Origin of the sequence: Pseudomonas sp. zfem003 (assembly GCF_032621675.1) — a bacterium.
In the GTDB taxonomy this organism is placed as follows: domain Bacteria; phylum Pseudomonadota; class Gammaproteobacteria; order Pseudomonadales; family Pseudomonadaceae; genus Metapseudomonas; species Metapseudomonas otitidis.
Genome location: NZ_JAVYJG010000003.1, coordinates 479,624 through 505,254, shown reverse-complemented (window position 1 = coordinate 505,254; position 25,631 = coordinate 479,624). Strand labels below are relative to the sequence as shown.

The following is a 25,631-nucleotide window of genomic DNA, read 5'->3' as shown; positions in this document are numbered from 1 at the left end:
CAAGGGGGCGTAAAAGTTTCGTTACACCCCTCGTTTCCGCCCCGTCCCGGGGCGGTTCTGCTAGCGCGGCGCCAGCTCGCTGAGGTGGCGCGCCACCGCCAGCCAGGCGCCGATGTAGCCCAGCAGGATGGCGCCGAGCAACAGCGACAATCCGTCGCCCAGCGGCACGCCGGCAAGGGCGAAGTCACTGCCGTACAAACCGGCCAGGCGCACCACGGCGTCGTTCAGCCAGTCCAGCCCGTAGGCCAGCACCAGCCAGGCCAGCAGACCGGCCCCCACGCCATACAGCGCGCCCATATAAAGGAAGGGACGCCGCACGTAGCTGTCGGTTCCGCCCACCAGCTTGATCACTTCGATCTCGATCCGGCGGTTCTCGATGTGCAGGCGGATGGTGTTGCCGATCACCAGCAACAGCGCCAGCACCAGCAGCACGGTGAGCCCGAAGATGAAACGCTCGCCCAGCTTGAGGATGGCGCTCAGGCGCTCGACCCACACCAGGTCGAGCTGGGCCTGCTGCACCCGGGACAGCTCGGCCAGGCGCAGGCGCAGGGCTTCCAGGGTGGTCTTGTCGACTTCCTTGGGCGTCACCAGGATCACGCCGGGCAAGGGGTTCTCCGGCAGCTCCTTGAGTGCCTGGCCCAGGCCGGTCTGCTGCTGGAACTCTTCCAGCGCCTGCTCGCGGCTGATCCACTCGGCTTCGGCCACGTCGGGCATGCCGGCAATCTCGTCGCGCAGCTTGCGGCCGTCGGCTTCGCTGGCGTCCATCTGCAGGAACAGGGAGATCTGCGCCGCGCGCTGCCAGGAGCCGCCCAGGCGTTCGACGTTGTTGAGCAGCAGCGACAGCCCCATGGGCAGGCTCAGGGCAATGGCCATCACCAGGCTGGTGAAGAAGCTGCCGATGGGCTGCCGGCCCAGGCGGCGCAGGCTGTCCATCAGGCTGGCACGGTGGCTTTCCAGCCAGGCCGCCAGCAGGGTGCGGAAATCCGGGCCGTCATCGCCGTCTTTCTGCGGCTCCTCGGGACGGGCCGTGGCGCCCACGCGCTCGGCGGGCTTGGGCGGCGGCATGCGGGATGCGCTCATCAGCCGGCCTCCCCGTCGCCGATCAGGCGGCCGCGTTGCAGGGTCAGCATGCGGTGGCGCATGCGGGCGATCAGTGCCAGGTCGTGGCTGGCGATCAGAACCGTGGTGCCCAAGCGGTTGATGTCCTCGAAAACGCCCATGATCTCGGCGGCCAGGCGCGGGTCCAGGTTGCCGGTGGGTTCATCCGCCAGCAGCAGGGCCGGGCGATGCACCACGGCGCGGGCGATGCCCACGCGCTGTTGCTGGCCGGTGGACAGGTCGGCCGGGAACAGCTCGGCCTTGTCCGACAGGGACACGCGCTCCAGGGCGATGCCCACGCGCTTGGCGATCTCCGGCTTGGACAGGCCGTGGATCTGCAGCGGCAGCGCCACGTTGTCGAACACGGTGCGGTCGAACAGCAGTTGGTGGTTCTGGAACACCACGCCGATCTGCCGGCGCAGGAAGGGGATCTGGGAGTTGGTGATGGTGGAAAGGTCCTGCCCGGCCAGCAGCAGCTTGCCGGTGGTGGGACGCTCCATGGCCAGCAGCAGCCGCAGCAGGGTGCTCTTGCCGGCGCCGGAGTGGCCGGTGACGAAGAGGAACTCGCCCCGGCGGACGCGGAAACTCAGTTCATGCAGGCCGACATGGCCATTGGGATAGCGCTTGCCGACCTGCTCGAAGCGGATCATGCGCGCTCCTGCTCGGCGAACAGGGCGCGGACGAAGGCCTCGGCCTCGAAGTCGCGCAGGTCGTCGATGCCCTCGCCGACGCCGATGTAGCGGATCGGCAGGGCGAACTGCTTGGCCAGGGCGAAGATCACGCCGCCCTTGGCGGTGCCGTCCAGCTTGGTCAGCGCCAGGCCCGACAGGCTCACCGCCTGGTGGAACTGCTTGGCCTGGTTGATGGCGTTCTGGCCGGTGCCGGCGTCCAGCACCAGCAGCACTTCGTGGGGAGCGGTCTCGTCCAGCTTGCCGATCACGCGGCGCACCTTCTTCAGCTCCTCCATGAGGTTGTCCTTGGTGTGCAGGCGCCCGGCGGTGTCGGCGATCAGCACATCCACACCACGGGCCTTGGCGGCCTGCACGGCATCGAAGATCACCGAGGCGGAGTCGGCGCCGGTGTGCTGGGCGATGACGGCGATGTTGTTGCGCTCGCCCCACACCTGCAGCTGCTCGACGGCAGCGGCGCGGAAGGTGTCACCGGCGGCGAGCATGACCTTCTTGCCCTCCAGCTGCAGCTTCTTGGCCAGCTTGCCGATGGTGGTGGTCTTGCCGACGCCGTTCACGCCGACCACGAGGATCACGTAGGGGCGCTTGGCGCTGTCGATCACCAGCTTCTGCTCGACGGGCTTGAGCAGGCTGGCCAGCTCGTCCTGCAGCGCCTTGTACAGCGCATCGGCGTCGGCCAGCTGCTTGCGCGCGACCTTCTGGGTCAGGCTCTGGACGATGGCGGTGGTGGCCTCGACGCCGACGTCGGCGGTCAGCAGGCGGGTCTCGATCTCGTCCAGCAGGTCGTCATCGATGGCCTTGCGCCCGAGGAACAGGCTGGCCATGCCCTCGCCGATGCTGGCGCTGGTCTTCGACAGGCCCTGCTTGAGGCGGGCGAAGAAGCCGGCGCGGGCCGGCTCGGCGGCCACCGGTGCAGCCGCCTCGGGGACGGCCTCGGCCACGGGCTGAGCCTCGGCAGCCGGAACGACCGCCGCCACCTCGGGCAGCGGCTCCACCGGCACGGCAACCGGCGCCGGCGAGGGCTCTACGGCGGGGGCCTCTGCAGCGGGCTGCTCGGCCTGGGCCACGACGGGCTCGACCGGCGCAACCGGTTCGACGGGCACTGTAGGCTCGGCGGGGGCGACCACTTCCGGTGCAGGTGCAGGTGCAGGTGCAGGTGCAGGTGCAGGTGCAGGTGCAGGTGCAGGTGCAGGTGCAGGTGCAGGTGCAGGTGCAGGTGCAGCAGGCTCGGGGACGATGGGCGCGGGCGCAACCGGCTCGGGCTGGGCGGCGCTCACCGACTCGAGCGCCGGAGCGGGCGTCGGAACCTCGGCGGCTTCGACGGCCGGTGCGGCCTCAGGGGTGGGCTCGGGCTGGGCCGGCGCCGCGTCCTGGGACTTGCGGCGGAACCAGCCGAACAGGGATTTTTTCTCGGCCGACTCGGCCGGCGTCTTCTTGTCGTCGTTGGAACCAAACATGGGTAGCTTGCATCTCAAGGAGCGGCCGCTGCGGGCCTGGCCCGACAGCTTGGCCGCGCCGGAAAAGGATGGAGTATCCTAGCACCTCTTCGCCCGCAGGCGGTACGCCCCGCGGGCCCGTCGGACAGGTCCCCAGTATTGATGAAAGCGATCACCCGCCAGGCCACCGGCCTGCTGCTCGGCAGCCTGTTGCTGCCCATGGCGGCCTTCGCCGCCGAGACCCAACCCACCCATGAATACACCCTCGAAAACGGCCTGAAAGTCATCGTCAGAGAAGACCACAGGGCCCCCGTGGTGGTTTCACAACTTTGGTACAAGGTCGGCTCCAGCTACGAAACGCCCGGCCAGACCGGCCTCTCCCACGCCCTCGAACACATGATGTTCAAGGGCAGCAGCAAGCTCGGCCCCGGCGAGGCGTCCCTCGTCCTGCGCGACCTCGGCGCGGAGGAGAACGCCTTCACCAGCGACGACTACACCGCCTACTACCAGGTGCTGGCCAAGGACCGCCTCGGCGTGGCCTTCGAGCTGGAGGCCGACCGCATGGCCAGCCTCCGCCTGCCGCCCGAGGAGTTCCAGCGCGAGATCGAGGTGATCAAGGAAGAGCGTCGCCTGCGCACCGACGACCGCCCCGGCGCCAAGGCCTTCGAACGCTTCAAGGCCATGGCCTACCCGGCCAGCGGCTACCACACCCCGACCATCGGCTGGATGGCCGACCTCGAACGCATGAAGGTCGAGGAACTGCGCCATTGGTACGAGGCCTGGTACGTGCCCAACAACGCCACCCTGGTGGTGGTCGGCGACGTCACCGGTGACGAGGTCAAGGCCCTGGCTCAGCGCTGGTTCGGCGCCATCCCCGCGCGCCCGGTGCCGCCGGCGAAGCAGCCCCTGGAGCTGCCCGCGCCCGGCGAGCGACGCCTCGTCGTGCACGTGAAGACCCAGCTGCCCAGCCTGCTGATGGCCTTCAACGTGCCCAGCCTCGCCACCGCCAAGGACGCCCGCCAGGTGCATGCCCTGCGCCTGGCCTCGGCCCTGCTCGACGGCGGCTACAGCGCGCGCCTGCCCAGCCACCTGGAGCGCGGCGAAGAACTGGTGAGCGGCGCATCCGCCAGCTACGACGGCTACAGCCGGGGCGACAGCCTGTTCACCCTCAGCGCCACCCCCAACGCCCAGAAGGGCAAGACCCTGGAGCAGGCCGAAGCCGGCCTCTGGCGCGAGCTGGAGGCCCTCAAGCAGACGCCGCCCAGCGAGGACGAGCTCCAGCGCGTGCGCGCCCAGGTGATCGCCGGCCTGGTCTACGAGCGCGACTCCATCACCAGCCAGGCCTCCACCATCGGCCAGTTGGAGACCGTCGGCCTGTCCTGGCGCCTGATGGAGCAGGATCTCGCTGCCCTGGAAGCCGTCACCCCGGCGGATATCCAGGCCGCTGCCCGCACCTTCTTTACCCGCGACCGCCTCAGCGTCGCCCACGTACTGCCCGAGGAACCCCGCCATGAGTGAGCGCAACGGCCTGCGTTACGGCCTGCTCGGCCTGGCCCTGATCGCCCTGCTGGGCGTGCTCGTCCTGATCGTCAACCGCCCCGGGGAGGCCGTGGCCGCCACCGAGGCGAGCGACGCCCCCAAGCTGGCCTCCATCGCCGAACTCGATGGCAAGGCCCCGGCCAGCCGCAAGCTGGACATCCAGCAGTGGGAAACCGCCGAAGGCGCCCGGGTGCTGTTCGTCGCCGCCCCCGAGCTGCCGATGTTCGACCTGCGCCTGACCTTCGCCGCCGGCAGCAGCCAGGACGGTGACACCCCCGGCCTGGCCACCCTGACCAACGCCATGCTCAACGAAGGCGTGAAGGGCAAGGACGTCACCGCCATCGCCCAGGGCTTCGAAGGCCTGGGCGCGGACTTCAGCAACGGTGCCTACCGCGACATGGCCATCGCCGGCCTGCGCAGCCTCACCGACCCGGCCCAGCGCGAGCCGGCCCTGGAGCTGTTCACCCAGGTGGTGGGCGCGCCGACCTTCCCCGAGGACTCCCTGGCCCGCATCAAGAACCAGATGCTCGCCGGCTTCGAGTACCAGAAGCAGAACCCCGGCAAGCTCGCCGGCCTCGCCCTGTTCGAGAAGCTCTACGGCCAGCACCCCTACGCCCACCCCAGCGAAGGCGACGCGAAGAGCGTGCCGGGCATCACCGTCGCCCAGCTCAAGGCCTTCCACCAGAAGGGCTACGCCGCCGGCAACGTGGTGATCGCCCTGGTCGGCGACCTCTCCCGCGAGGAAGCCGAGGCCATCGCCAACCGCGTTTCCCAGGCGCTGCCCAAGGGCCCGCGCCTGGCCAGGACCGAGGCGCCCAAGGTGCCGGAGCCCGGCACCACCCACATCGAGTTCCCCTCGGCGCAGACCCACCTGCTGCTGGCCCAGCTCGGCATCGACCGCGCCGAGCCGGACTACGCCGCGCTCTACCTGGGCAACCAGATCCTCGGTGGCGGCGGCTTCGGCACCCGCCTGATGGAGGAAGTGCGGGAGAAGCGCGGCCTCACCTACGGCGTCAGCTCCGGCTTCACCGCCATGCAGGTGCGGGGCCCGTTCATGATCGGCCTGCAGACCCGCGCCGAACTCAGCGACGGCACCCTCAAGCTGGTCAAGGACATCGTCCGCGACTACCTGGCCCAGGGCCCGACCCAGAAGGAACTGGACGACGCCAAGCGCGAACTGGCCGGCAGCTTCCCACTGTCCACCGCCAGCAACGCCGACATCGTCGGCCAACTGGGCGCCATCGGCTTCTACGGCCTGCCGCTGACCTACCTGGAGGACTTCATGAAGCAGGTCCAGGGCCTCAGCGTCGAACAGGTGAAGGCGGCCATGGCCCGCCACCTCGACCCGGACCGCTTCATCATCGTCACCGCCGGCCCCACGGTTCCCCAGAAGGAACTGCCGGCACCGACCGAGAAGCGCTTCAAACCCAGCTTTGGCATCCCGGAGCACTGATGGCCACACGTACCCCGAAGAAGCCCTCGGCCCATGGCGGCCAGGGCCAGCTGCGCATCATCGGCGGCGAGTGGCGTTCGCGCCGCTTCGCCTTCCCCGACGGTCCCGGCCTGCGCCCGACGCCTGACCGCGTCCGCGAAACGCTGTTCAACTGGCTCGCCCCCTATATAGAAGGCGCGCGGGTGCTGGACCCCTTCACCGGCAGCGGCGCGCTCTACCTGGAGGCACTCTCCCGAGGGGCCCGCGAAGCCCTGGCGCTGGACCTCAATCCCGACTCGGTGGCCGCCCTGCGCGGCACCCTGGACACCCTGCGCTGCGGCACCGGCCAACTGCTGCAGGCCGACGCCCTGCGCTACCTGGCCAACCAGGCCGCGACGCCCTACGACCTGGTGTTCCTCGACCCGCCGTTCAACCTCGGCCTGCTGCAACCGGTGTGCACGTTGCTGGAAGAACGCGGCTGGCTGGCCAACGACGCCTGGGTCTACACCGAAAGCGAAGCCGCACCTTCCTCCCTCGGCCTGCCCGGCAACTGGCGGCTGCACCGGGAGAAGAAGACCGGCAACGTCCACTACGCCCTCTGGCACCGCACCGCGTGAACGACTTCCGCCCCGCCTGGTGGCTGCCCGGCCCGCACCTGCAGACGCTGTGGTCGCCCTTCTTCCGCCACCCGCCCCGGCTGGAACGCCAGCGCGAGCGCCTGTGGCTGGAGGATGGCGACTTCATCGACCTGGACTGGTACGGCCCCCATGACGCCCATGCCCCTCTGGTGCTGGTGCTTCACGGGCTGACCGGCTCGTCCAGCTCGCTCTACGTGCTCGGCCTGCAGCAGCGCCTGGCGGAGCAGGGCTGGGCCAGCGTGGCGATCAACTGGCGCGGCTGCTCCGGCGAGCCCAACCTGCTGCCCCGGGGCTACCACTCCGGCGCCAGCGAGGACCTGGCCGCCACCGTGGAACACCTGCGCCGCACCCGCCCCCTGGCGCCGCTCCATGCGGTGGGCTACTCCCTGGGCGGCAACGTGCTGCTGAAGTACCTGGGGGAGTCCGGCGAGACCTGCCCACTGCAAGGTGCGGTGGCGGTGTCGGTGCCGTTCCGCCTGGACCAGTGCGCCGACCGCATCGGCCTGGGCTTCTCCAGGGTCTACCAGCGGCACTTCATGCGGGAGATGGTCGCCTACGTGCGCGACAAGCAGCGCCTGTTCGCCCACCAGGGCATGGCCGACCGCCTGTCGGTGCTGGAGCAGCTCGGCCCGCTGGACGGCCTGCGCACCTTCTGGGACTTCGACGGGCGCATCACCGCGCCGCTGCACGGCTACGCCGATGCCGACGACTACTACCGGCGCGCCTCCAGCCGCTTTTTCCTCGGTGCCATCCGCGTGCCGACGCTGCTGATCCAGTCGGCGGACGACCCCTTCGTGTTCCGCCACAGCGTGCCGGAGGCCCACGAGCTGTCCGCCAGCACCCGGCTGGAGCTGCACGACAAGGGGGGTCATGTGGGCTTCATCGGCGGCTCGCCGCGCCAGCCCGACTACTACCTGGAGCGGCGCATCCCCGCCTGGCTGGCCGCACTGCCGCGCTGACAGGCCTGCGCCTGGCCAACGTCAGCCCAGCGGCGGCACCACCTGCTCCAGCGGCACGAACAACCGGGCCTGGAGCGCCGCCACGGCTTCCCGGCAGCCCTCGGTGACGTAGCCCGCCTCCAGCGCCAGCACCTGGTAGATGCCGCGCATCAGCAGGCGCTGGTCCAGGTCGCCCGGGGCGCTGCGGGTGGTGCAGAGGAAGCGCACCCAGGAGGTCATGATGATCCAGCTGTTCAGCGCCAGCGCCTCGATCTGCGCCGCATCCATGCGCAGGATCCCCACCTCGACGAAGCCCCGGTAGATCGCCTGGGCATGCCCCAGGCAGCGCTGGGCGAACACCCGGTAGCGCGCCGCCAGCTCGTCATCGGACTCCAGCAGGTGCTCCAGGTCGCGGTGCAGGAAGCGGTAGTGCCACATGGCCGCCAGCAGCGCCTCCAGGTAGAAGGTCTTGTCGTCCATGTTCAGCGGCCGGTCCTGGGGCAGGCGCAGGAAGGTGTCCACCCGCGCCTCGTACTCGGCGAACAGCTCCGCGATGATCATCTGCTTGTTGCGGAAGTGGTAGTACAGGTTGCCCGGTGACATCCCCAGGTGCGCGGCGATGTGGTTGGTGGTGACCGTCCGCTCGCCCTGGGCGTTGAACAGCTCCAGGCTGCTCTGCACGATGCGTTCGCGGGTCTTGATGCGTGGGGCCATGGGCGGGTCGGTCTCACAGGCGCCAAAAAGGTGGCCGAGGGTAACAAAACTACCCAGAGGCCGTGAATCGGCGCCCCGGGGGCGGGCAGCCCAACTTTTCGTTTGGTAGGCAAGCGTCGGCCGGCCGCGTCATGCTATTTGACACTCTAGAGCAATTACTCTAGAAATCGGCATGTCCAACAATAACGAAGAGGTGCCGCCATGGTCGCCGATGTCGCCTACCTGCAGCAGACCCAGCAGCAGATCAGCCAGCTGGAACAACTGTTCGCCCGCCAACGTGCCGCCTATGGCAACCACCCGATGCCCAGCGCCGAGCAGCGCATGCAGTGGCTGCAGTCGCTGCGCGACCTGATCTTCAACGAGCAGGACGCCCTGATCCGCGCCGTCAGCCAGGATTTCAGCAACCGCTCGGCGGACGAGACCCTGCTGGCCGAGATCATGCCCAGCCTGCACGGCATCCACTACGCCCGCCGCCGCATCCGCCGCTGGATGAAGCCCTCCCGCCGCGCCGTCGGCCTGGCCTTCCAGCCCGCCTCCGCCAAGGTGGTCTACCAGCCCCTGGGCGTGGTCGGCGTGATCGTGCCGTGGAACTACCCGCTGTTCCTCGCCATCGGCCCGCTGGTGGGTGCGCTGGCCGCCGGCAACCGGGTGATGATCAAGATGAGCGAATCCACCCCGGCCACCTCCCAGCTGTTCAAGGAGCTGATGGCGCGCATCTTCCCCGAGGACCAGGTCGCCGTGGTGCTGGGCGAGGCCGACGTGGGCGTCGCCTTCTCCAAGCTGCCCTTCGACCACCTGCTGTTCACCGGTGCCACCAGCATCGGCCGCCACGTGATGCGCGCCGCCGCCGAGAACCTCACCCCGGTGACCCTGGAGCTGGGCGGCAAATCGCCGGCCATCGTCTCCGCCGGCGTCCCCCTGGCGGACGCCGCCGAACGCATCGCCTTCGGCAAGACCATGAACGCCGGCCAGACCTGCGTCGCCCCCGACTACGTGCTGGTCCCGCGGGACCGCGTGCAGGGCTTCATCGATGCCTACCGCGAGGCGGTCAACCGCTTCTACCCGAAGCTGGCGGACAACCCCGACTACACCGCCATCATCAACGAGCGCCAGCTGCAGCGCCTGAAGGGCTACCTGCAGGACGCCGAAGCCAAGGGCGCGCGGCTCATACCGCTGTTCCCCGGCGACCAGGCCCGCCGCCTGGCCCACACCCTGGTGCTGGACGTGAACGACGACATGAAGCTGATGCAGGACGAGATCTTCGGCCCGCTGCTGCCGGTGGTGCCCTACGACCGCCTCGACGACGCCCTCGCCTACGTCAACCAGCGCCCGCGCCCCCTGGCCCTCTACTACTTCGGCTACGACAAGCGCGAGCAGCAGCACGTGCTGGAGCAGACCCACTCCGGCGGCGTCTGCCTGAACGACACCCTGCTGCACGTCGCCCAGGACGACATGCCCTTCGGCGGCATCGGCCCGTCCGGCATGGGCCACTACCACGGCCATGAAGGCTTCCTCACCTTCAGCAAGGCCAAGGCGGTGTTCGCCAAGCAACGCTTCAACGCCGCCCGGATGATCTACCCGCCTTACGGCAAAGCCATTCAGAAACTGGTCTACAAGCTGTTCGTTCGCTAACCCTGCAAGGGACCTGATGGGGTCACAACAACAATGACAGACACCACCCTCCAAGCGCCGGGGCTTACCCGGCGCGGCCTGCTGAAAGTCGGCCTCGTCGGCGGCGCATTCCTCGCCACCGCCGGCGTCACCGCCACCCTCACCGGCTGCTCCGCCTCCACACCGGCCAACGGCATGGTCGTGCTACGGGACTCCGACCTGCCCTGCCTGAAGGCGCTGATCCCGGTGATGCTCGCCGGCGCCGTCACCGCCGAACAGATGCCCCAGGCCGTCGCCGGCACCATCCAGAGCCTGGACAACGCCCTGGCCCACCTCTCCCCGGAGATGCTCAAGCTCACCGTGCAGCTGTTCGACGTGCTCGCCCTGCCCATCACCCGGGGCCCGCTCACCGGCATCTGGGGCAGTTGGGAGAACGCCAGCGCCGACGACGTGCGCACCTTCCTCTCGCGCTGGCAGAACAGCTTCATCGGCCTGCTGAAGATGGGGCACGCCTCCCTGCTGCAGCTGGTGATGATGGCCTGGTACAGCCGGCAGGAAGCCTGGGCGCACTGCGGCTACCCCGGTCCGCCGACCGTCTGAGCGCCGCTACCACAACAAGAACCCCGCGCCCCGACCGCCAGGTCGGCCGGCGCGACCGAGGATTGAGCTGATGCCTGTACCTGATCTGTTCGCCGAGGGCCTGGCCCGCGGCTGGAAAACCCACAACGGCTCCCGCCTGGAGCAGGACCTGACCCTGGAAGCCGACGTCGCCATCGTCGGCAGCGGCGCCGGTGGCGGCACCACCGCCGAGATCCTCAGCGCCGCCGGCTACAAGGTGCTGATCATCGAGGAAGGTCCGCTGAAGACCAGCAGCGACTTCAAGATGCAGGAAGCCGAGGCCTACCCCTCCCTCTATCAGGAAGGCATCGGCCGCATGTCCAAGGACGGCGCCGTCACCATCATGCAAGGCCGCGCCGTAGGCGGTACCACCCTGGTGAACTGGACCTCCAGCTTCCGCACCCCCGAGCCGACCCTGGAGCACTGGGCCAAGGAGCACGGCGTCAAAGGGCACAGCCCGGCCGAGATGGCCCCCTGGTTCGAGAAGATGGAACAGCGCCTGGGCGTCGCGCCCTGGGCCATCCCGCCGAACGCCAACAACGACGTGCTGCGCCAGGGCTGCGAGAAGCTCGGCCTGCACTGGAAGGTCATCCCGCGCAACGTACGCGGCTGCTGGAACCTCGGCTACTGCGGCATGGGCTGCCCGACCAACGCCAAGCAGTCGATGCTGGTCACCACCATCCCCGCCACCCTCGACAAGGGCGGCGAGCTGCTCTACCTCGCCCGTGCCCAGCGCCTGCTGATCCAGGGCGACAAGGTCACCGGCATCGAATGCCAGGCCATGGACGAACGCTGCGTCGCCCCCACCGGCCGCACCATCACCGTCAAGGCCCGCCACTACGTGCTGGCCGGCGGCGGCATCAACACCCCCGGCCTGCTGCTGCGCTCCGACGCCCCCGACCCTCACGGCCGCGCCGGCAAGCGCACCTTCCTGCACCTGGTGAACTTCTCCGCCGCGCAGTTCGACCAGGTCATCAACCCGTTCTACGGCGCACCGCAATCCATCTACTCCGACCATTACCAGTGGGACGACGGCACCACCGGGCGCATGTCCTACAAACTCGAAGTGCCGCCGCTGCAACCGGCGCTCACCGCCACCCTGCTCGGCCGCTTCGGCGAGGACAACGCCCTGCGCATGGAGCAACTGCCCCACACCAACGTGATGCTGGCGCTGCTGCGCGACGGCTTCCACCCGGAGAGCGCCGAAGGCACCGTGGAGCTGCGCGGCGACGGCAGCCCGGTGCTCGACTACCGCCTCACCGACTACACCTGGGATGGCCTGCGCCGGGCCTTCCACACCATGGCCGAGATCCAGTTTGCAGCCGGCGCCAAGGCCGTGCTGCCGCTGCACGCCGACGCCGACTACGTGAAGACCCCGGCCGAAGCCCGCGAACTGATCGACCGCCTGTCCCTGGAGCTGTACCGCACCCGCCTGGGCAGCGCCCACGTCATGGGCGGCTGCGCCATGGGCGAGGACCCGAAGCAGGCCGTCACCGACAGCCTCGGACGCCACCACCAGCTGGAAAACCTGTCGATCCACGACGGCTCGCTGTTCCCCACCAGCATCGGCGCCAACCCCCAGCTGTCGATCTACGGCCTCACCGCCCAGCTCTCCACCGAGCTGGCCAAGCGCCTGGGCAAGGCCTGACGCCCCCGGGCCCGCGCCCGGCGGGCCCGGCATCCGACGGACCGCGTGAACCGCACCTGTGCGTCTTTGCCGCAGGGTGCGGCCTGCGCTACCATCCGACTCCCTTACGGACCCACCCCAGGACGTAGCGATGAACCGAGTGCTGTATCCGGGCACCTTCGACCCGATTACCAAGGGCCATGCCGATCTGATCGAGCGTGCCTCCCGCCTGTTCGACACCGTGATCATCGCGGTCGCCGCCAGCCCCAAGAAGAACCCCCTGTTCTCCCTGGAGCAGCGCGTCGGGCTGGCCAAGGAAGTCACCAAGCACCTGCCCAACGTCGAAGTGGTGGGCTTCTCCACCCTGCTGGCGCACTTCGTCAAGGAACAGAACGCCAACGTGTTCCTCCGTGGGCTGCGCGCCGTCTCCGACTTCGAGTACGAATTCCAGCTGGCCAACATGAACCGCCAGCTCGCCCCGGACGTGGAAAGCATGTTCCTCACCCCGTCCGAGAAGTACTCCTTCATCTCCTCCACCCTGGTGCGCGAGATCGCGGCCCTGGGCGGCGACATCAGCAAGTTCGTCCACCCCGCCGTGGCCGACGCCCTGGCCGAGCGCTTCAAGCGCTGACCACCGGCCGGCGCGCACAAGTGGTGCGCCGGCCCCCGCATTCCGGCACAATTCCGCTCCTGTTCCGATAGACCGCCGTGTTTGGACGGCTGGAGTTGTTCCATGTCCCTCAAGATCACCGACGATTGCATCAACTGCGACGTCTGCGAACCCGAGTGCCCCAACGGCGCCATCTCACAGGGTGAAGAGATCTACGTCATCGACCCCAACCTCTGCACCGAGTGCGTCGGCCACTACGACGAACCGCAGTGCCAGCAGGTCTGCCCGGTGGACTGCATCCCCCTCGACGACGCCAACGTCGAAAGCCGCGACGAGCTGATGGCCAAGTACCTCAAGCTCACCGGCAAGGCCTGACCGGCATGGGCAGCCCGGTGCTCGGCAGACCCTGGCAGCGGGGGCTGATCGCGGCCCTGGCCCTGCTGGCCAGCAGCGCCCTCCAGGCCGCCACCCCGCAACGCGCCGCCGTTGCCAGCGCCCAGCCCGCCGCCACCGTCGCCGGCCTGGAAACCCTGGCCCTGGGCGGCAATGCCTTCGACGCCGCCGTCGCCATCAGCGCCGCCCTGGCGGTCACCGAGCCCCATGGCTCGGGCCTCGGCGGCGGCGGGTTCTTCCTGCTGCGCAAGGGTGGCGCCAAGCCCGAGTACCTGTTCCTCGACGCCCGCGAACGCGCACCCCTGGCGGCCCGCCCCGACCTCTACGTGCGCGACGGCAAGGTGCAGCCGCAACTGTCCATCAACGGGCCGCTGGCCGCCGCCATTCCCGGCCTGCCCGCCGCCCTGGCGGACCTGGCCGGCCACCACGGCCGCCTGCCCCTGGCCGACAGCCTGGCCCCGGCGATCCGCCTGGCAAAGGACGGCATCTCGGTAGACCGGGTGTACATCGAACGCGCCGGTTTCCGGGCCGCCGCCATGCGCGACGACCCCGAGACCGCGCGCATCTTCCTCGACGCCAAGGGCCAAGTGCCCGAAGAATTCAGCCTGCTGCGCCAGCCGGAGCTGGCGCGGACCCTGGAACGCCTGGCGCGCTACGGCAAGGCCGGCTTCTACGCCGGCGAAACCGCCGAGAAGCTGGTGGCCGGTGTGCGAAAGGCCGGCGGCATCTGGACCCTGAAGGACCTGGACAGCTACCGCGTGGTGGAGCGCCAGCCGCTGCGCTACCCCCTGGCCGACGGCCGCGAACTGATCGGCGCACCGCCCCCCTCCGCCGGTGGCGTGGCCCTGGCCCAGAGCCTGGCGATGCTGCAGCAACTGCCCTGGCGCGACGGTGACCGCCTGCAACGCACCCATTACGTGGTCGAGGCGCTGCGCCGCGCCTACCGTGACCGGGGCCTGCTGGGGGATCCGGACTTCGTCCGCAACCCGCTGGACAACCTGCTGGCACCGGCCTACCTCAAGCAGCTCGCCGCCGGCATCGACCCACGCCGGGCCACCCCCAGCGCCAGCCTGCCGCCCGCGCCCGCCTGGCGCGAGGGCGACCACACCACCCACTTCGTGGTCATCGACCAGGACGGCAACGCAGTTGCCGCCACCCTCTCGGTGAACCTGCCCTTCGGCGCCGCCTTCGTGCCGCCCGGCACCGGTGTGCTGCTCAACAACGAGATGGACGACTTCGCCGCCGATCCCAACGGCGCCAACGCCTACGGCCTGGCCGGCAGCCAGGCCAACGCCGTGGCCGCCGGCAAGCGCCCGCTGTCGAGCATGAGCCCCACCTTCATCGAGAGCGACGCACAGTTCACCGCCTTCGGCACCCCGGGCGGCAGCCGCATCCCCAGCATGGTGCTGCTGTCGATCCTCGAATACCTCGACGACCAGCCGGTGAGCCGCTGGGCAGCGGTGCCGCGCTACCACCACCAGTACCTGCCGGACGTGGTCGAGCACGAGCCGGACACCTTCAGCGCCGCCGAGAAGGCCGAGCTGCAGGCCCGTGGCTACAGCCTCAAGCAGGTGGACCGCCGCTACGGCAACCAGCAGGTGCTGCTCTGGGACAAGCGCGGCGGGCAGATCGAGGTGGCCAGCGACCCACGGGGCGTGGGCCTGGCGGAAACCCTGGCACCCCGGACGCCCGAGGCGGTCAACGGAGCTCGATGAGGCTCCCTTCGCCCTCGTCCTCAAGGGTGCGCATCACGCTGAACAGCCCCTGTCCCTGCCCGATCATCAGCACGTTGCGCAGGCTCTGGATGATGCGGCTGGCATAGCCCAGGTCGTTCATCAGCGAGCTGGTCTGCAAGCCGTCCAGCTGCCCCGCCCGCACCGCCGCGAACAGGTGTTCGCGGAAGGCGCCGTCGAAGGCCGCCGCCTGCTCGTCCAGCCACTCCAGGTGCTGGTTCCAGACCTCCTCGGGCAGCTCCGAACGCCCCAGCTCACGCACCTTCTGCAAGGCGCCCAGCAGGTGGCGGCGCAGGTCCAGGTAGGCATCGCGCACCGATGAGGGGCCTTCGCCGAGGTAGCGACCGAGGTTCTTCTGCAGGTGCTTGGCGTCCTTCACCGCGTCCACCAGCTGCAGGGCCGCCACCTGGCAGCTCAGCCAGAGGCGCTGGTGGGGTTCGTCCAGCTGCACTTCCAGGCGCCCCATGAAACTCAGCAGGTCGCCGTAGACGCCCTTCACATGGCGCTGGTAGAGCGCCTCGGCATCCAGGTGCAGGCGCTCGGGGATGATCTGCAGGGCGGCCTCGTCCGGGCGCGAGCGGTTGAGCTGATCCACCGGCAGGTAGAGCGCGTGGCAGATCACCTCCAGGCTCAGCCGCCCCAGGTGCCGCAGCTCCTGCAGCACCGCGCTGCAGGCCGCCTCGGAGGAGTCCAGCGCCCGAGCGCTCAGGTAGCGGGCCGTGGTGCGCTCCGGCTCCACCGGCCCGGCCACCAGCTCGGTGATCAGCACCTGGGGCTCCTCACGCTCCGGCAGCCAGCGCACCAGCAACCCGGCCAGGCGCTGCTGCCAGGGCCAGAACAGCGCCACGCCCAGGGCGTTGAACAGGGTGTGGAACATCGCCAGCTGGATCAGCGCGTTGCCTTCCAGCCCCACCGGCTCGGCCAGGGCCCGCACCAGCAAGGTCAGGGGCGTGAGCAGGGTGAAGGCCACCACCGCCGTCACCACGTTGAACAGCACGTGGGCCAAGGCCAGCCGCTGGCCGCTGCGGTTGCCCCCGAGGGAGCCGACGAAGGCCGTGGTGACGCTGCTGCCGACATTGGAGCCGATGGCGATCGCCAGGCTCTGGCCCAGCTCCAGCTGCCCGCCGGCCAGGGCCGCGAGGGTCAGCATCAGGGCCGCGTGGCTGGACTGCAGCACCACGGTCACCAGCATCCCCACCGCCATGAACAGCAGGCTGCCGAGCACGCCATCGACCCGCAGCCCGGTCATGTCGAAGCCGTCACCGAAGGTGGAGAAGCCGTCCTTGATCTGGTCGATGCCGAGGAAGACGAAGGCGATGCCCAGCACGATGCGTCCGGCGGCCTTGCTGCGCGGGCCGATGAACCCCGCCAGCACCCCGAACACCAGCAACGGCAGGGCCAGCGGCGAGAGGCTGAGGTTCTGCCCGGCCATGGCCAGCAGCCAGATGCCGCTGGTGGCGCCGAGATTGGCGCCGAAGAGGATGGCGATGCCGCCGGCCAACTGGATCAGCCCGGTGCTGATGAAGGCGATGGTGAGCAGCGCCACCAGGGTGCTCGACTGCAGCAACAGCGTGCCGCCCACGCCGAACATCAGTCCCTTGAAGGGCGTTGCGGTGCTGCGGGCCAGCACCTGCTCCAGCTTGCCGCCGGCCAGTTGCCGCAGCCCGTCCTCCAGGCACTGCATGCCGAACAGGAACAGCGCCAGCCCCGCGCACAGCTGCAGCCAGCCCGGGCTGTACCAGAAACTCGCCGCCAGCCCGGCCGCCCCCAGCACCAGCAGCGCGATCAGTTGAAACCCCTTCATCCACTCCCTCCATCCCTGGCGGGGCCGGTCCAGCGCCGGCCCCCAATGCAAACGGCCCCTTGCCCGCTACCGGGCAAGGGGCCGTGAACGGCCTGGCAGGCCGCAGCCGAAACGGATCAGTCCTTCTGGTAGCCGCTGCTGGTGCAGCCCAGGCAACGCACGAAGGCTTCCTTGCCCGGATCGACCACCAGGGCCTTGCCGGCGGCGCCGACGTTACCGCCCAGGGCGCTGAACGGCAGGCTGACCACGAACAGGCCGGCACCGATCACGGTGGCACCGATCAGCAGCGGACGGGCGATCAGCAGGTCGCCGGCCATGGCGAAGGCGGGGGGCGCTTCGACGGTGTAGGTGGGGTCGCCGCTGGCATTCTGCTGCTGCACCGTCTCGGCCTGCGCCGGGAGCGCCATGAGGCCGGTGGTCAGCGCCAGGACGGCAGCGGAAGTGCGAAACAGGTTCATGATGCAATCCTTCGGCTATTTGTAGGAGTAATCGTGCGGCTAACTATAACAGCGCCGTTTGCCTTGTCAGCGTGACGGCCATCAATCGCCGTTAAAAGCGTAGTCGGGATTCTTCGGCACATAGGGGCGGTAGAAGGCCAGCAACTGGCGCAGATCGGCCTCCTCGTTCCCGGTGGGCTGGAACGGCGCACCGATGACGATGCGCCGGTGCTGGAAGTCCAGCGCCGCCGGCACGATGGGCACGCCGGCCCCGCAGGCGATGTGGTAGAAGCCGCTCTTCCAGCGCTCCACCTTGCGCCGCGTGCCCTCCGGCGACAGCACCAGGATGAACTGGCGGTGTTCGGCGAAGGCCTCGATGGCCTGCTCCACGGTGTTGAGCTTCAGGTGCCGGCGGATGGGAATGCCGCCCCAGTAGCGCATCAGCGCACCGAAGGGCCAGCGGAAGATGCTGTGCTTGCCGAACCAGCGGGCGTTCAACCGCAGGATGAACTTGGCAGCGATGAACAGCACGAAATCCCAGTTGGAGGTGTGGTGGGCGCCGATCACCACGAACTTGTCGAGGGGCGGCAGCTGCCCCTCGATGCGCCAGCCCATGAGCCGGAAGACGGCATGGCCGAGTGCCTCCGCAACCGCATTGCGGGGCAGGTAGTTGCCGGACATCGTTCACCTCTTGTTCTTGTTCTCGGCAGGTGTCGGTAGCAGCCCCTAGCGCTGGCAGCGGGGGCAGTAGACGCTGGCGCGCTGGCCCAGCCTGACCTCCCGCAGGGTGGAGCCGCAGACCTTGCAGAAGTCCCCGCCACGCCCGTAGGCGAACAGCTCCTGCTGGAAGTAGCCGGGCTGGCCATCGCCGCCGACGAAATCCCGCAGCGTGGTGCCGCCACGCTCGATGGCATTGGCGAGAATGCGCTTGATCTCCCCGGCGAGCTTCAGGTAGCGGGCGCGGGACACACTGCCGGCCTCCCGGCGCGGGTCGATGCCGGCGGCGAACAGCGCCTCGGTGGCGTAGATGTTGCCCACGCCCACCACCACCGCGTTGTCCATGATGAAGGGCTTCACCGCCATGCTGCGCCCGCGGGAAAGGCTGAACAGCCGGTCGCCGTCGAAGGCCTCGGTCAGCGGCTCGGGCCCGAGGTTGCGCAGCAGCTCGTGCCCGTGGGGATCGAGGCTCCAGAGCAGCGCCCCGAAGCGGCGCGGGTCGGTGTAGCGCAGCGCCAGGCCCGACTCCAGCTCGATGTCCACGTGCTCGTGGCGCGCGGCCTCCAGCCCGGCTTCCACCAGGCGCAGGCTGCCGGACATGCCCAGGTGGCTGATCAGCGTTCCCGCCTCGGCCTGCAGCAGCAGGTACTTCGCCCGCCGCTCGACGGCGACGAAGCGCTGCCCGGACAGGCGCACGTCCAGGTCCTCGGGGATGGGCCAGCGCAGGCGGCGCTCACGCACGACGACGCGACTCACGCGCTGCCCTTCGAGGTAGGGGGCGATGCCCCGCCGCGTGGTTTCGACTTCGGGTAGTTCAGGCATGTGGATCTCGGCAGACAGCGGGGAGGGCGCTCAGTTGGCGCCCAGTTCGCGGATGTTTTCCTTGAGGTTGTCGAAGTCGTAGTCGGAGAGACCGACGTAGTCGAGCACCAGCCGGTGGATGCTGTCCCACTCGTGGTCGTCCGCCTGGCCACCCAGGACCAGGTGCGACGAGCAGATGTGCTCGGACATCTTCAGGATCGCCAGCAGGGTCTTCAGCGGCGCGTCGCGACCGGAGTCGTCGCTGAAGATGGCCAGGGCGTTGTGGTGGTTGGCGATGGCCTCGCACAGGTGCTCCGGCAAGCGCCAGGAACGCGCGGTGAAATAGCCCACCACCGCGTGGTTGGTGTTCAGCAGGCGGTTCTCGGTGTCGACGATGCGGCGCTCGTCGCAGGCGCTGGCATAGGCCTCCTCCAGCACCGTCATGTAGTCCGGGAAGCGCTTGAGCATCAGCGGGATGCCGCAGTTGTGGAACAGCCCCAGCGCGTAGGCTTCGTCCGCCTGCTGGTAGCCGATGCGCTTGGCCAGGGTCAGGCAGGTCATGGCCACGTCCTGGGCGGTGTCCCAGAAGCGGTTGAGGGTGACGATGGTCTCGTCGGTCATCTCGCCCTTGATCGACTGCGCGTTGATCAGGTTGATCACCGTGTTGCAGCCCAGCAGGTTCACCGCCTGCTGGATAGAGGCGATGCGGTTGGTGAGCCCGTAGAACGGCGAGTTGACGATCTTCAACAGCGCCCCGGAGAGCCCCGGGTCGTGACTGATCAGCTTGGCGATGGTGCGCAGGTCCGGGTTGGGCATGACCTGTTCCATCTGCAGGTCCACCATGATCTGCGGCTGCGGCGGCACGCTGATCCCCTGGAGGAAGTGGCGGATCTGTTCGGCGGAGAGTTCTTGGGCCATGACAACGGAGACCAAGGGAGGGAATTCGGGACGACAGTCTAACTCTAGCCGGCGATGGCCAGAACACTCCTTTGAGCTGAACTTTCCGGCGGCACCACGGCTCGGAACCTGCATACCCCAACGCGAACAGGAGGCAGCATGAACCCCTCGATCAAGGGCAAGCGCGTGGCGCTGCTGGTTACCGATGGTTTCGAACAGGTGGAGCTGACCGGCCCCCGCCAGGCGCTGGAGCAGGCCGGCGCCACCGTCCACATCCTCGCCCCGACGGCCGGCACCGTGACCGGCTGGCACCACACCACCCCGGCGGACCGCTTCCGGGTCGACCATACGCTCGACAGCGTGCGCATCGACGACTACGACGCCCTGGTCCTGCCCGGTGGCGTGGTCAATGCCGACACCCTGCGCACGGACCCGCTGGCCCAGGAACTGGTGCGCGACGCCGCCCGGGCCGACAAGCCCATCGCGGTGATCTGCCACGGCGCCTGGCTGCTGGCCAGCGCCGACCTGGTGAAGGGCAAGACCCTCACCAGCTGGCCGTCCCTCACCGACGACCTGCGGAACGCCGGCGCCCATTGGGTGGACCAGGAGGTGGTGGTCGACGGCAGGCTGATCAGCAGCCGCAAGCCCGACGACATCCCTGCCTTCAACCAGCGCCTGTTGGAGGCCCTGGCCGCCTGAGCCGACGCCCGCCGGTAGCAGGCTCGGCGGGCGCCTTCGGGTATACTTCCGCTCTTTTTTCCGGAGAGCGACCCATGTCCCTGCCCAGCCTGCGCCTCAAAGCCAATGCCGATCGACGCCTGCGCGCCGGCCACCTGTGGGTCTACAGCAACGAAGTGGACGTGGTCGCCACCCCGCTGAACGCCTTCCAGCCGGGCGACCAGGCCATCCTCGAAGCCGCCGGCGGCAAGCCCCTGGGCGTGGTCGCCCTGAGCCCGAACAACCTGATCTGCGCGCGTCTGGTCTCCCGCGACGTCAAGCACGTGCTGGACAAGTCCCTGCTGGTGCACCGCCTCAACGTCGCCCTGAGCCTGCGCGAGCGGCTGTTCGACAAACCCTTCTACCGCCTGGTCTACGGCGACTCCGACCTGCTCCCCGGCCTGGTGGTGGACCGCTTCGGCGACCACATCGTGGTGCAGCTGGCCTCCGCCGCCATGGAGCGCAACAAGGACGCCGTACTGGATGCCCTGGTGCAGGTGCTCAAGCCCCGTGGCGTGCTGTGGAAGAACGACTCCGCCGCCCGTGATGCCGAAGGCCTGGAGCGCTACGTGGACACCGCCTTCGGCGTGGTGCCCGAGTGGGTCGCCCTGGAAGAGAACGGCGTGAAGTTCGAAGCCCCGGTGCTGGAAGGCCAGAAGACCGGCTGGTTCTACGACCACCGCATGAACCGCGCCCGCCTGGCCCCCTACGTGGAAGGCAAGCGTGTGCTCGACCTGTTCAGCTACATCGGCGGCTGGGGCGTGCAGGCCGCGGCCTTCGGCGCCAGCGAAGTGTTCTGCGTCGACGCCTCCGGCTTCGCCCTCGACGGCGTCGAGCGCAACGCCACCCTCAACGGCGTGGCCGAGAAGGTCACCTGCGTGGAAGGCGACGTGTTCGAAGCCCTGAAGGAGCTGAAGGCCGCCGAAGAGCGCTTCGACGTGGTGGTGGCCGACCCGCCGGCCTTCATCAAGCGCAAGAAGGACCTGAAGAACGGCGAGGCCGCCTACCGCCGCCTCAACGAACAGGCCATGCGCCTGCTGAACAAGGACGGCATCCTGGTCAGCGCCTCCTGCTCCATGCACCTGCCCGAGGACGACCTGCAGAACATCCTGCTCGGCAGCGCCCGCCACCTGGACCGCAACATCCAGTTGCTGGAGCGCGGCGGCCAGGGCCCGGACCACCCGATGCACCCGGCCATCGCCGAAACCCGCTACATCAAGAGCCTCACCGTCCGCCTGCTGCCCAACAGCTGAGCATGACCACCCTGCAGGTCCGGGCCTTCGGCAGCGCCGACGGCCCCGGCCCTGTGGGTCCACGGCGCCCGGCACGGGCCGCCCGGCCCCGGCCGCAGCACAGTGCCGACGCGCTGATGCAGGCCTGTCACCGGCAGCCCTGAGCACCGGTCGCGCCGGCCTTCCGCCCGGCGCCTGCCTGGGATTAGAATCCCGACTCCCCCTGCCACACCCTCAGGCGGGCCAGTGAGCCCCGGCCGAGCGCACGGTGATCCCGCAGCGCCCTCACGCCATCTCCGGACACGACGGGTACATCCCCTCACCACCGGCACCTTCACGCTCACGACACGACCATTACCTGATCAGCCTGCAGGACACCGAAATGCCCGATTACCGCTCGAAGACCTCCACCCACGGCCGCAACATGGCCGGCGCCCGCGCCCTCTGGCGCGCCACCGGGATGAAGGACGAAGACTTCAAGAAACCGATCATCGCCATCGCCAACTCCTTCACCCAGTTCGTGCCCGGCCACGTGCACCTGAAGGACCTGGGCCAACTGGTTGCCCGCGAGATCGAGAAGCACGGCGGTGTGGCCAAGGAATTCAACACCATCGCTGTGGACGACGGCATCGCCATGGGCCACGACGGCATGCTCTATTCCCTGCCGAGCCGCGAGATCATCGCCGACTCCGTGGAGTACATGGTCAACGCCCACTGCGCCGATGCCATCGTCTGCATCAGCAACTGCGACAAGATCACCCCCGGCATGCTGATGGCCGCCCTGCGCCTGAACATCCCCGTGGTGTTCGTCTCCGGCGGCCCGATGGAAGCCGGCAAGACCAAGCTGGCCAACCACGGCCTGGACCTGGTGGACGCCATGGTGGTGGCCGCCGACGACTCCTGCTCCGACGAGAAGGTCGCCGAGTACGAGCGCAGCGCCTGCCCCACCTGCGGTTCCTGCTCCGGCATGTTCACCGCCAACTCCATGAACTGCCTGACCGAGGCCCTGGGCCTGTCGCTGCCGGGCAACGGCTCCACCCTGGCCACCCACAGCGACCGCGAGCAGCTATTCCTGCGCGCCGGCCGCCTGGCCGTCGAGCTGTGCCAGCGCTACTACGGCGAAGGCGACGCCTCCGTGCTGCCGCGCAACATCGCCAACTTCAAGGCGTTCGAGAACGCCATGACCCTGGACATCGCCATGGGCGGCTCCACCAACACCATCCTGCACCTGCTGGCCGCCGCCCAGGAGGCGGAAGTGGCCTTCGACCTGCGCGACATCGATCGCCTGTCGCGCAAGGTGCCGCAGCTGTGCAAGGTGGCGCCGAACATCCAGAAGTACCACATGGAAGACGTGCACCGTGCCGGTGGCATCTTCAGCATCCTCGGCGAGCTGGCCCGTGGCGGGCTGTTGCACACCGACGTGCCCACCGTGCACAGCCCGAGCATGGCCGACGCCATCGCCCAGTGGGACATCACCCAGACCAACGACGAAGCCGTGCACACCTTCTTCAAGGCGGGCCCGGCCGGCATCCCGACCCAGGTCGCCTTCAGCCAGAGCACCCGCTGGGACAGCCTGGACGACGACCGCGCCAACGGCTGCATCCGCTCCGTCGAGCATGCCTACTCCCAGGAGGGCGGCCTGGCCGTGCTCTACGGCAACATCGCCCTGGACGGCTGCGTGGTGAAGACCGCCGGCGTGGACGAGTCCATCCACGTGTTCGAAGGCACCGCGAAGATCTTCGAAAGCCAGGACGGCGCCGTGAAGGGCATCCTCGCTGACGAAGTGAAGCCGGGCGACATCGTCATCATCCGCTACGAAGGCCCGAAAGGCGGCCCGGGCATGCAGGAAATGCTGTACCCCACCAGCTACCTGAAGTCCAAGGGCCTGGGCAAGCAATGCGCCCTGCTCACCGACGGTCGCTTCTCCGGCGGCACCTCGGGCCTGTCCATCGGCCACGCTTCCCCGGAAGCCGCCGCCGGTGGCGCCATCGGCCTGGTGAAGGACGGCGACAAGGTGCTGATCGACATCCCCAACCGCAGCATCAACCTGCTGGTGTCCGATGAAGAGCTGGCCGCCCGCCGCGTCGAGCAGGACAAGAAAGGCTGGAAACCCGCGCAGCCCCGCGCCCGCAAGGTCTCCACCGCCCTCAAGGCCTACGCCCTGCTGGCCACCAGCGCCGACAAGGGCGCCGTGCGCAACAAGGCGATGCTGGAAGACATCTGAGTCCACCCGCCAACGAAGGAGCCCGGCCTTGTGCCGGGCTTTTTGTTGGGCACCTTTCGGAGGCATCGATGGGTGGATGGAAAGAGCGCCATCCACCCTGTAGGGGCGACTTCAGGCGCCAAGGGCCGCGCAGCGGCCCCATGCCCGGCCGGCAGCGGGCGAATGGATTCGCCCCTACACAGACGCGTCCGCAGCAGGCGATTCGCGAGCAGGGCTTGCTCCTACGGAGCGCTCAACGCCTTGGAAAGGCACCAATCCAACAGCTGACCGACGCCCCTCGCCGCCCCTGGCCATTCAGGTAGAATCGCCGCTTTTTCGCCGGCCGCCCCCACCATGACCCCACTGGAAACCCCCTCCGCCCCCGAGTCCCGCAACGAACTGGTCTACGGCCTGGAGGACAAGCCACGCCCGCTGGCGGCGATCCTGGCTGCCCTGCAGCACCTGCTGGCGATCATCGTCCCCATCGTCACCCCCGGCCTGCTGATCTGCCAGGCGCTGGGCGTGTCGGCCCGCGACACCAACCTCATCGTCTCCATGTCTCTGGTGGTCTCCGGTATCGCCACCTACGTGCAGTGCCGCCGCTTCGGCCCCTTCGGCGCCGGGCTGCTGATCGTCCAGGGCACCAGCTTCAACTTCGTCGGCCCGCTGATCGCCGGCGGCGCGCTGATGGTCAAGCAGGGCACCCCGGTGGAAGCGGTGATGGCGGCGATCTTCGGCGTGGTTATGGCCGGCGCCTTCATCGAGATGGGCGTGTCGCGCATCCTGCCGTTCATCAAGCGCCTGATCAGCCCGCTGGTGACCGGCATCGTGGTGCTGATGATCGGCCTCACCCTGATCAAGGTCGGCCTCATCAGCATGGGGGGCGGCTTCGGCGCCATGGCCAACGGCACCTTCGCCAACGGCGAGAACCTGCTGCTCTCCGGCACCGTGCTGGCGGTGATCCTGGTGCTCAACCGCATCCCGGTGGTGTGGATGCGCAGCTGCGCCATCGTCATCGCCCTGCTGGTGGGCTACGCCCTGGCCGGCGCCCTGGGCCGCCTGGACTTCAGCGGCATGCACGAGGCGCCGCTGATCCAGGTGCCGACCCCGCTGCACTTCGGCCTGGGCTTCTCCTGGTCGCTGTTCGTGCCGATGCTGGTCATCTACCTGGTGACCTCCCTGGAAGCCATCGGCGACGTCACCGCCACCAGCAAGGTCTCCCGCCAACCGGTGGAAGGCCCGCTGTGGATGCAAAGGATCAAGGGTGGCGTGCTGGTCAACGGCGCCAACTCCCTGCTGGCCGGCGTGCTCAACACCTTCCCCAGCTCGGTGTTCGCCCAGAACAACGGGGTGATCCAGCTCACCGGCATCGCCAGCCGCCACATCGGCGGCTGGATCGCCCTGATGCTGATCCTGCTGGGCCTGTTCCCGGCCGTGGCCGGCGTGCTCCAGGCCATGCCCGAACCGGTGCTCGGCGGCGCCGTGATGGTGATGTTCGGCGCCGTGGCCGCCTCGGGCATCAACATCCTCGCCGGCATCGAGCTGGACCGCCGCGCCCTGCTGATCATCGCCGTGTCCCTGGCCCTGGGCCTGGGCGTGTCCCAGGTGCCGGAGTTCCTCGCCCACATGCCGGCAGCGGTGCGCAACGTGCTGGAGTCCGGCGTGGCCACCGGCGGCCTGTGCGCCCTGGTGCTGAACTGGTTCCTGCCGGAAACCCCGCGCTCCGCCGCGTGAGGCAGAATGGGCC

At 68.9% G+C, this 25,631-nt stretch carries 23 protein-coding genes; 14 read left to right on the top strand and 9 right to left on the bottom strand.

Annotated features, from left to right (window positions below; genetic code table 11):
* Nucleotides 1-60: 60 nt before the first annotated feature.
* From ftsX to ftsY, 3 genes are read right to left on the bottom strand one after another with little or no spacing between them, the layout of a single operon-like run.
* Nucleotides 61-1,080: a permease-like cell division protein FtsX gene (gene ftsX, locus RTK35_RS08570; protein ID WP_316907789.1), complete on the bottom strand. Its 1,020-nt coding sequence runs from the start codon at nucleotides 1,078-1,080 to the stop codon at nucleotides 61-63.
* The gene (gene ftsE / locus RTK35_RS08565; RefSeq protein ID WP_044403625.1) at nucleotides 1,080-1,748 is read right to left on the bottom strand and encodes a cell division ATP-binding protein FtsE; all 669 of its coding nucleotides are present in this window, start codon (nucleotides 1,746-1,748) and stop codon (nucleotides 1,080-1,082) included. The genes ftsX and ftsE overlap by 1 nt, the downstream gene beginning before the upstream one ends.
* On the bottom strand, nucleotides 1,745-3,244 hold the full coding sequence (gene ftsY, locus RTK35_RS08560; RefSeq protein ID WP_316907788.1) for a signal recognition particle-docking protein FtsY: 1,500 nt from the start codon (nucleotides 3,242-3,244) through the stop codon (nucleotides 1,745-1,747). Before ftsY ends, ftsE begins: the two co-directional genes overlap by 4 nt.
* A gap of 141 nt (nucleotides 3,245-3,385) precedes the next feature.
* Here ftsY and RTK35_RS08555 point away from each other — a divergent pair, with 141 nt between their 5' ends.
* Genes RTK35_RS08555 through RTK35_RS08540 form a run of 4 tightly spaced genes read left to right on the top strand, consistent with a single transcriptional unit; the run spans nucleotide 3,386 to nucleotide 7,791 of the window.
* Entirely contained in the window at nucleotides 3,386-4,741 is a 1,356-nt protein-coding gene (locus tag RTK35_RS08555; RefSeq protein ID WP_236213348.1) for a M16 family metallopeptidase, read from the top strand.
* On the top strand, nucleotides 4,734-6,215 hold the full coding sequence (locus RTK35_RS08550; protein WP_316907787.1) for a pitrilysin family protein: 1,482 nt from the start codon (nucleotides 4,734-4,736) through the stop codon (nucleotides 6,213-6,215). The genes RTK35_RS08555 and RTK35_RS08550 overlap by 8 nt, the downstream gene beginning before the upstream one ends.
* Nucleotides 6,215-6,811: a 16S rRNA (guanine(966)-N(2))-methyltransferase RsmD gene (gene rsmD, locus RTK35_RS08545; protein WP_074967175.1), complete on the top strand. Its 597-nt coding sequence runs from the start codon at nucleotides 6,215-6,217 to the stop codon at nucleotides 6,809-6,811. The genes RTK35_RS08550 and rsmD overlap by 1 nt, the downstream gene beginning before the upstream one ends.
* Nucleotides 6,808-7,791, top strand: coding sequence for a hydrolase (locus tag RTK35_RS08540; protein ID WP_284547659.1), 984 nt, complete (start codon nucleotides 6,808-6,810; stop codon nucleotides 7,789-7,791). The genes rsmD and RTK35_RS08540 overlap by 4 nt, the downstream gene beginning before the upstream one ends.
* A 21-nt stretch (nucleotides 7,792-7,812) precedes the next feature.
* Here the strand turns inward: RTK35_RS08540 and RTK35_RS08535 are convergent, their stop codons facing one another.
* A complete protein-coding gene (locus tag RTK35_RS08535; RefSeq protein WP_044403631.1) occupies nucleotides 7,813-8,484 on the bottom strand; it encodes a TetR/AcrR family transcriptional regulator in 672 nt (223 codons plus the stop codon).
* Between the two features lie 201 nt (nucleotides 8,485-8,685).
* On the opposite strand from RTK35_RS08535, the gene RTK35_RS08530 reads away from it, so the two are divergent.
* The 6 genes from RTK35_RS08530 to ggt all read left to right on the top strand — a co-directional run bounded on the left by RTK35_RS08530 (nucleotide 8,686) and on the right by ggt (nucleotide 15,058).
* On the top strand, nucleotides 8,686-10,116 hold the full coding sequence (locus RTK35_RS08530) for a coniferyl aldehyde dehydrogenase (RefSeq protein WP_316907786.1): 1,431 nt from the start codon (nucleotides 8,686-8,688) through the stop codon (nucleotides 10,114-10,116).
* A gap of 33 nt (nucleotides 10,117-10,149) precedes the next feature.
* Nucleotides 10,150-10,695 carry a hypothetical protein gene (locus RTK35_RS08525; protein WP_044403633.1) on the top strand — a complete coding sequence of 182 codons (546 nt, stop codon included), beginning with the start codon at nucleotides 10,150-10,152 and terminating at the stop codon, nucleotides 10,693-10,695.
* Between the two features lie 70 nt (nucleotides 10,696-10,765).
* Complete coding sequence (locus RTK35_RS08520) at nucleotides 10,766-12,361, top strand: GMC family oxidoreductase (protein ID WP_316907785.1); 1,596 nt, start codon at nucleotides 10,766-10,768, stop codon at nucleotides 12,359-12,361.
* A 130-nt stretch (nucleotides 12,362-12,491) separates the two neighbouring features.
* A complete protein-coding gene (gene coaD, locus RTK35_RS08515) occupies nucleotides 12,492-12,971 on the top strand; it encodes a pantetheine-phosphate adenylyltransferase (RefSeq protein ID WP_044403635.1) in 480 nt (159 codons plus the stop codon).
* 102 nt (nucleotides 12,972-13,073) lie between these two features.
* Nucleotides 13,074-13,325, top strand: a complete 252-nt coding sequence (locus RTK35_RS08510; protein WP_044403636.1) for a YfhL family 4Fe-4S dicluster ferredoxin — start codon at nucleotides 13,074-13,076, stop codon at nucleotides 13,323-13,325.
* Between the two features lie 5 nt (nucleotides 13,326-13,330).
* Nucleotides 13,331-15,058: a gamma-glutamyltransferase gene (gene ggt, locus RTK35_RS08505; protein WP_316907784.1), complete on the top strand. Its 1,728-nt coding sequence runs from the start codon at nucleotides 13,331-13,333 to the stop codon at nucleotides 15,056-15,058.
* Here ggt and RTK35_RS08500 read toward each other — a convergent pair.
* The 5 genes from RTK35_RS08500 to RTK35_RS08480 form a co-directional block, all read right to left on the bottom strand.
* Nucleotides 15,042-16,880 (bottom strand): Na/Pi symporter, encoded by a 1,839-nt coding sequence (locus RTK35_RS08500; protein WP_316907783.1) that lies wholly within the window; start codon nucleotides 16,878-16,880, stop codon nucleotides 15,042-15,044. The genes ggt and RTK35_RS08500 overlap by 17 nt on opposite strands.
* Before the next feature lie 116 nt (nucleotides 16,881-16,996).
* Nucleotides 16,997-17,338 (bottom strand): multidrug transporter, encoded by a 342-nt coding sequence (locus tag RTK35_RS08495; protein ID WP_074967162.1) that lies wholly within the window; start codon nucleotides 17,336-17,338, stop codon nucleotides 16,997-16,999.
* An 81-nt stretch (nucleotides 17,339-17,419) separates the two neighbouring features.
* Nucleotides 17,420-17,998 (bottom strand): lysophospholipid acyltransferase family protein, encoded by a 579-nt coding sequence (locus RTK35_RS08490; protein WP_107330107.1) that lies wholly within the window; start codon nucleotides 17,996-17,998, stop codon nucleotides 17,420-17,422.
* Nucleotides 17,999-18,043: 45 nt separating this feature from the next.
* Nucleotides 18,044-18,856 (bottom strand): bifunctional DNA-formamidopyrimidine glycosylase/DNA-(apurinic or apyrimidinic site) lyase, encoded by an 813-nt coding sequence (gene mutM / locus RTK35_RS08485; RefSeq protein WP_074967157.1) that lies wholly within the window; start codon nucleotides 18,854-18,856, stop codon nucleotides 18,044-18,046.
* 30 nt (nucleotides 18,857-18,886) lie between these two features.
* The gene (locus RTK35_RS08480) at nucleotides 18,887-19,699 is read right to left on the bottom strand and encodes an HDOD domain-containing protein (protein WP_167368444.1); all 813 of its coding nucleotides are present in this window, start codon (nucleotides 19,697-19,699) and stop codon (nucleotides 18,887-18,889) included.
* 192 nt (nucleotides 19,700-19,891) lie between these two features.
* Between RTK35_RS08480 and RTK35_RS08475 the strand changes: the two genes are divergently transcribed.
* The 4 genes from RTK35_RS08475 (at nucleotide 19,892) to RTK35_RS08460 (ending at nucleotide 25,618) form a co-directional block, all read left to right on the top strand.
* Complete coding sequence (locus RTK35_RS08475; protein WP_044403646.1) at nucleotides 19,892-20,431, top strand: type 1 glutamine amidotransferase domain-containing protein; 540 nt, start codon at nucleotides 19,892-19,894, stop codon at nucleotides 20,429-20,431.
* 74 nt (nucleotides 20,432-20,505) lie between these two features.
* Nucleotides 20,506-21,702, top strand: a complete 1,197-nt coding sequence (locus RTK35_RS08470; protein WP_316907782.1) for a class I SAM-dependent rRNA methyltransferase — start codon at nucleotides 20,506-20,508, stop codon at nucleotides 21,700-21,702.
* Nucleotides 21,703-22,063: 361 nt separating this feature from the next.
* Nucleotides 22,064-23,905 carry a dihydroxy-acid dehydratase gene (gene ilvD / locus RTK35_RS08465; RefSeq protein WP_316907781.1) on the top strand — a complete coding sequence of 614 codons (1,842 nt, stop codon included), beginning with the start codon at nucleotides 22,064-22,066 and terminating at the stop codon, nucleotides 23,903-23,905.
* Nucleotides 23,906-24,238: 333 nt separating this feature from the next.
* Entirely contained in the window at nucleotides 24,239-25,618 is a 1,380-nt protein-coding gene (locus tag RTK35_RS08460) for a uracil-xanthine permease family protein (RefSeq protein ID WP_142012871.1), read from the top strand.
* Nucleotides 25,619-25,631: the final 13 nt, after the last annotated feature.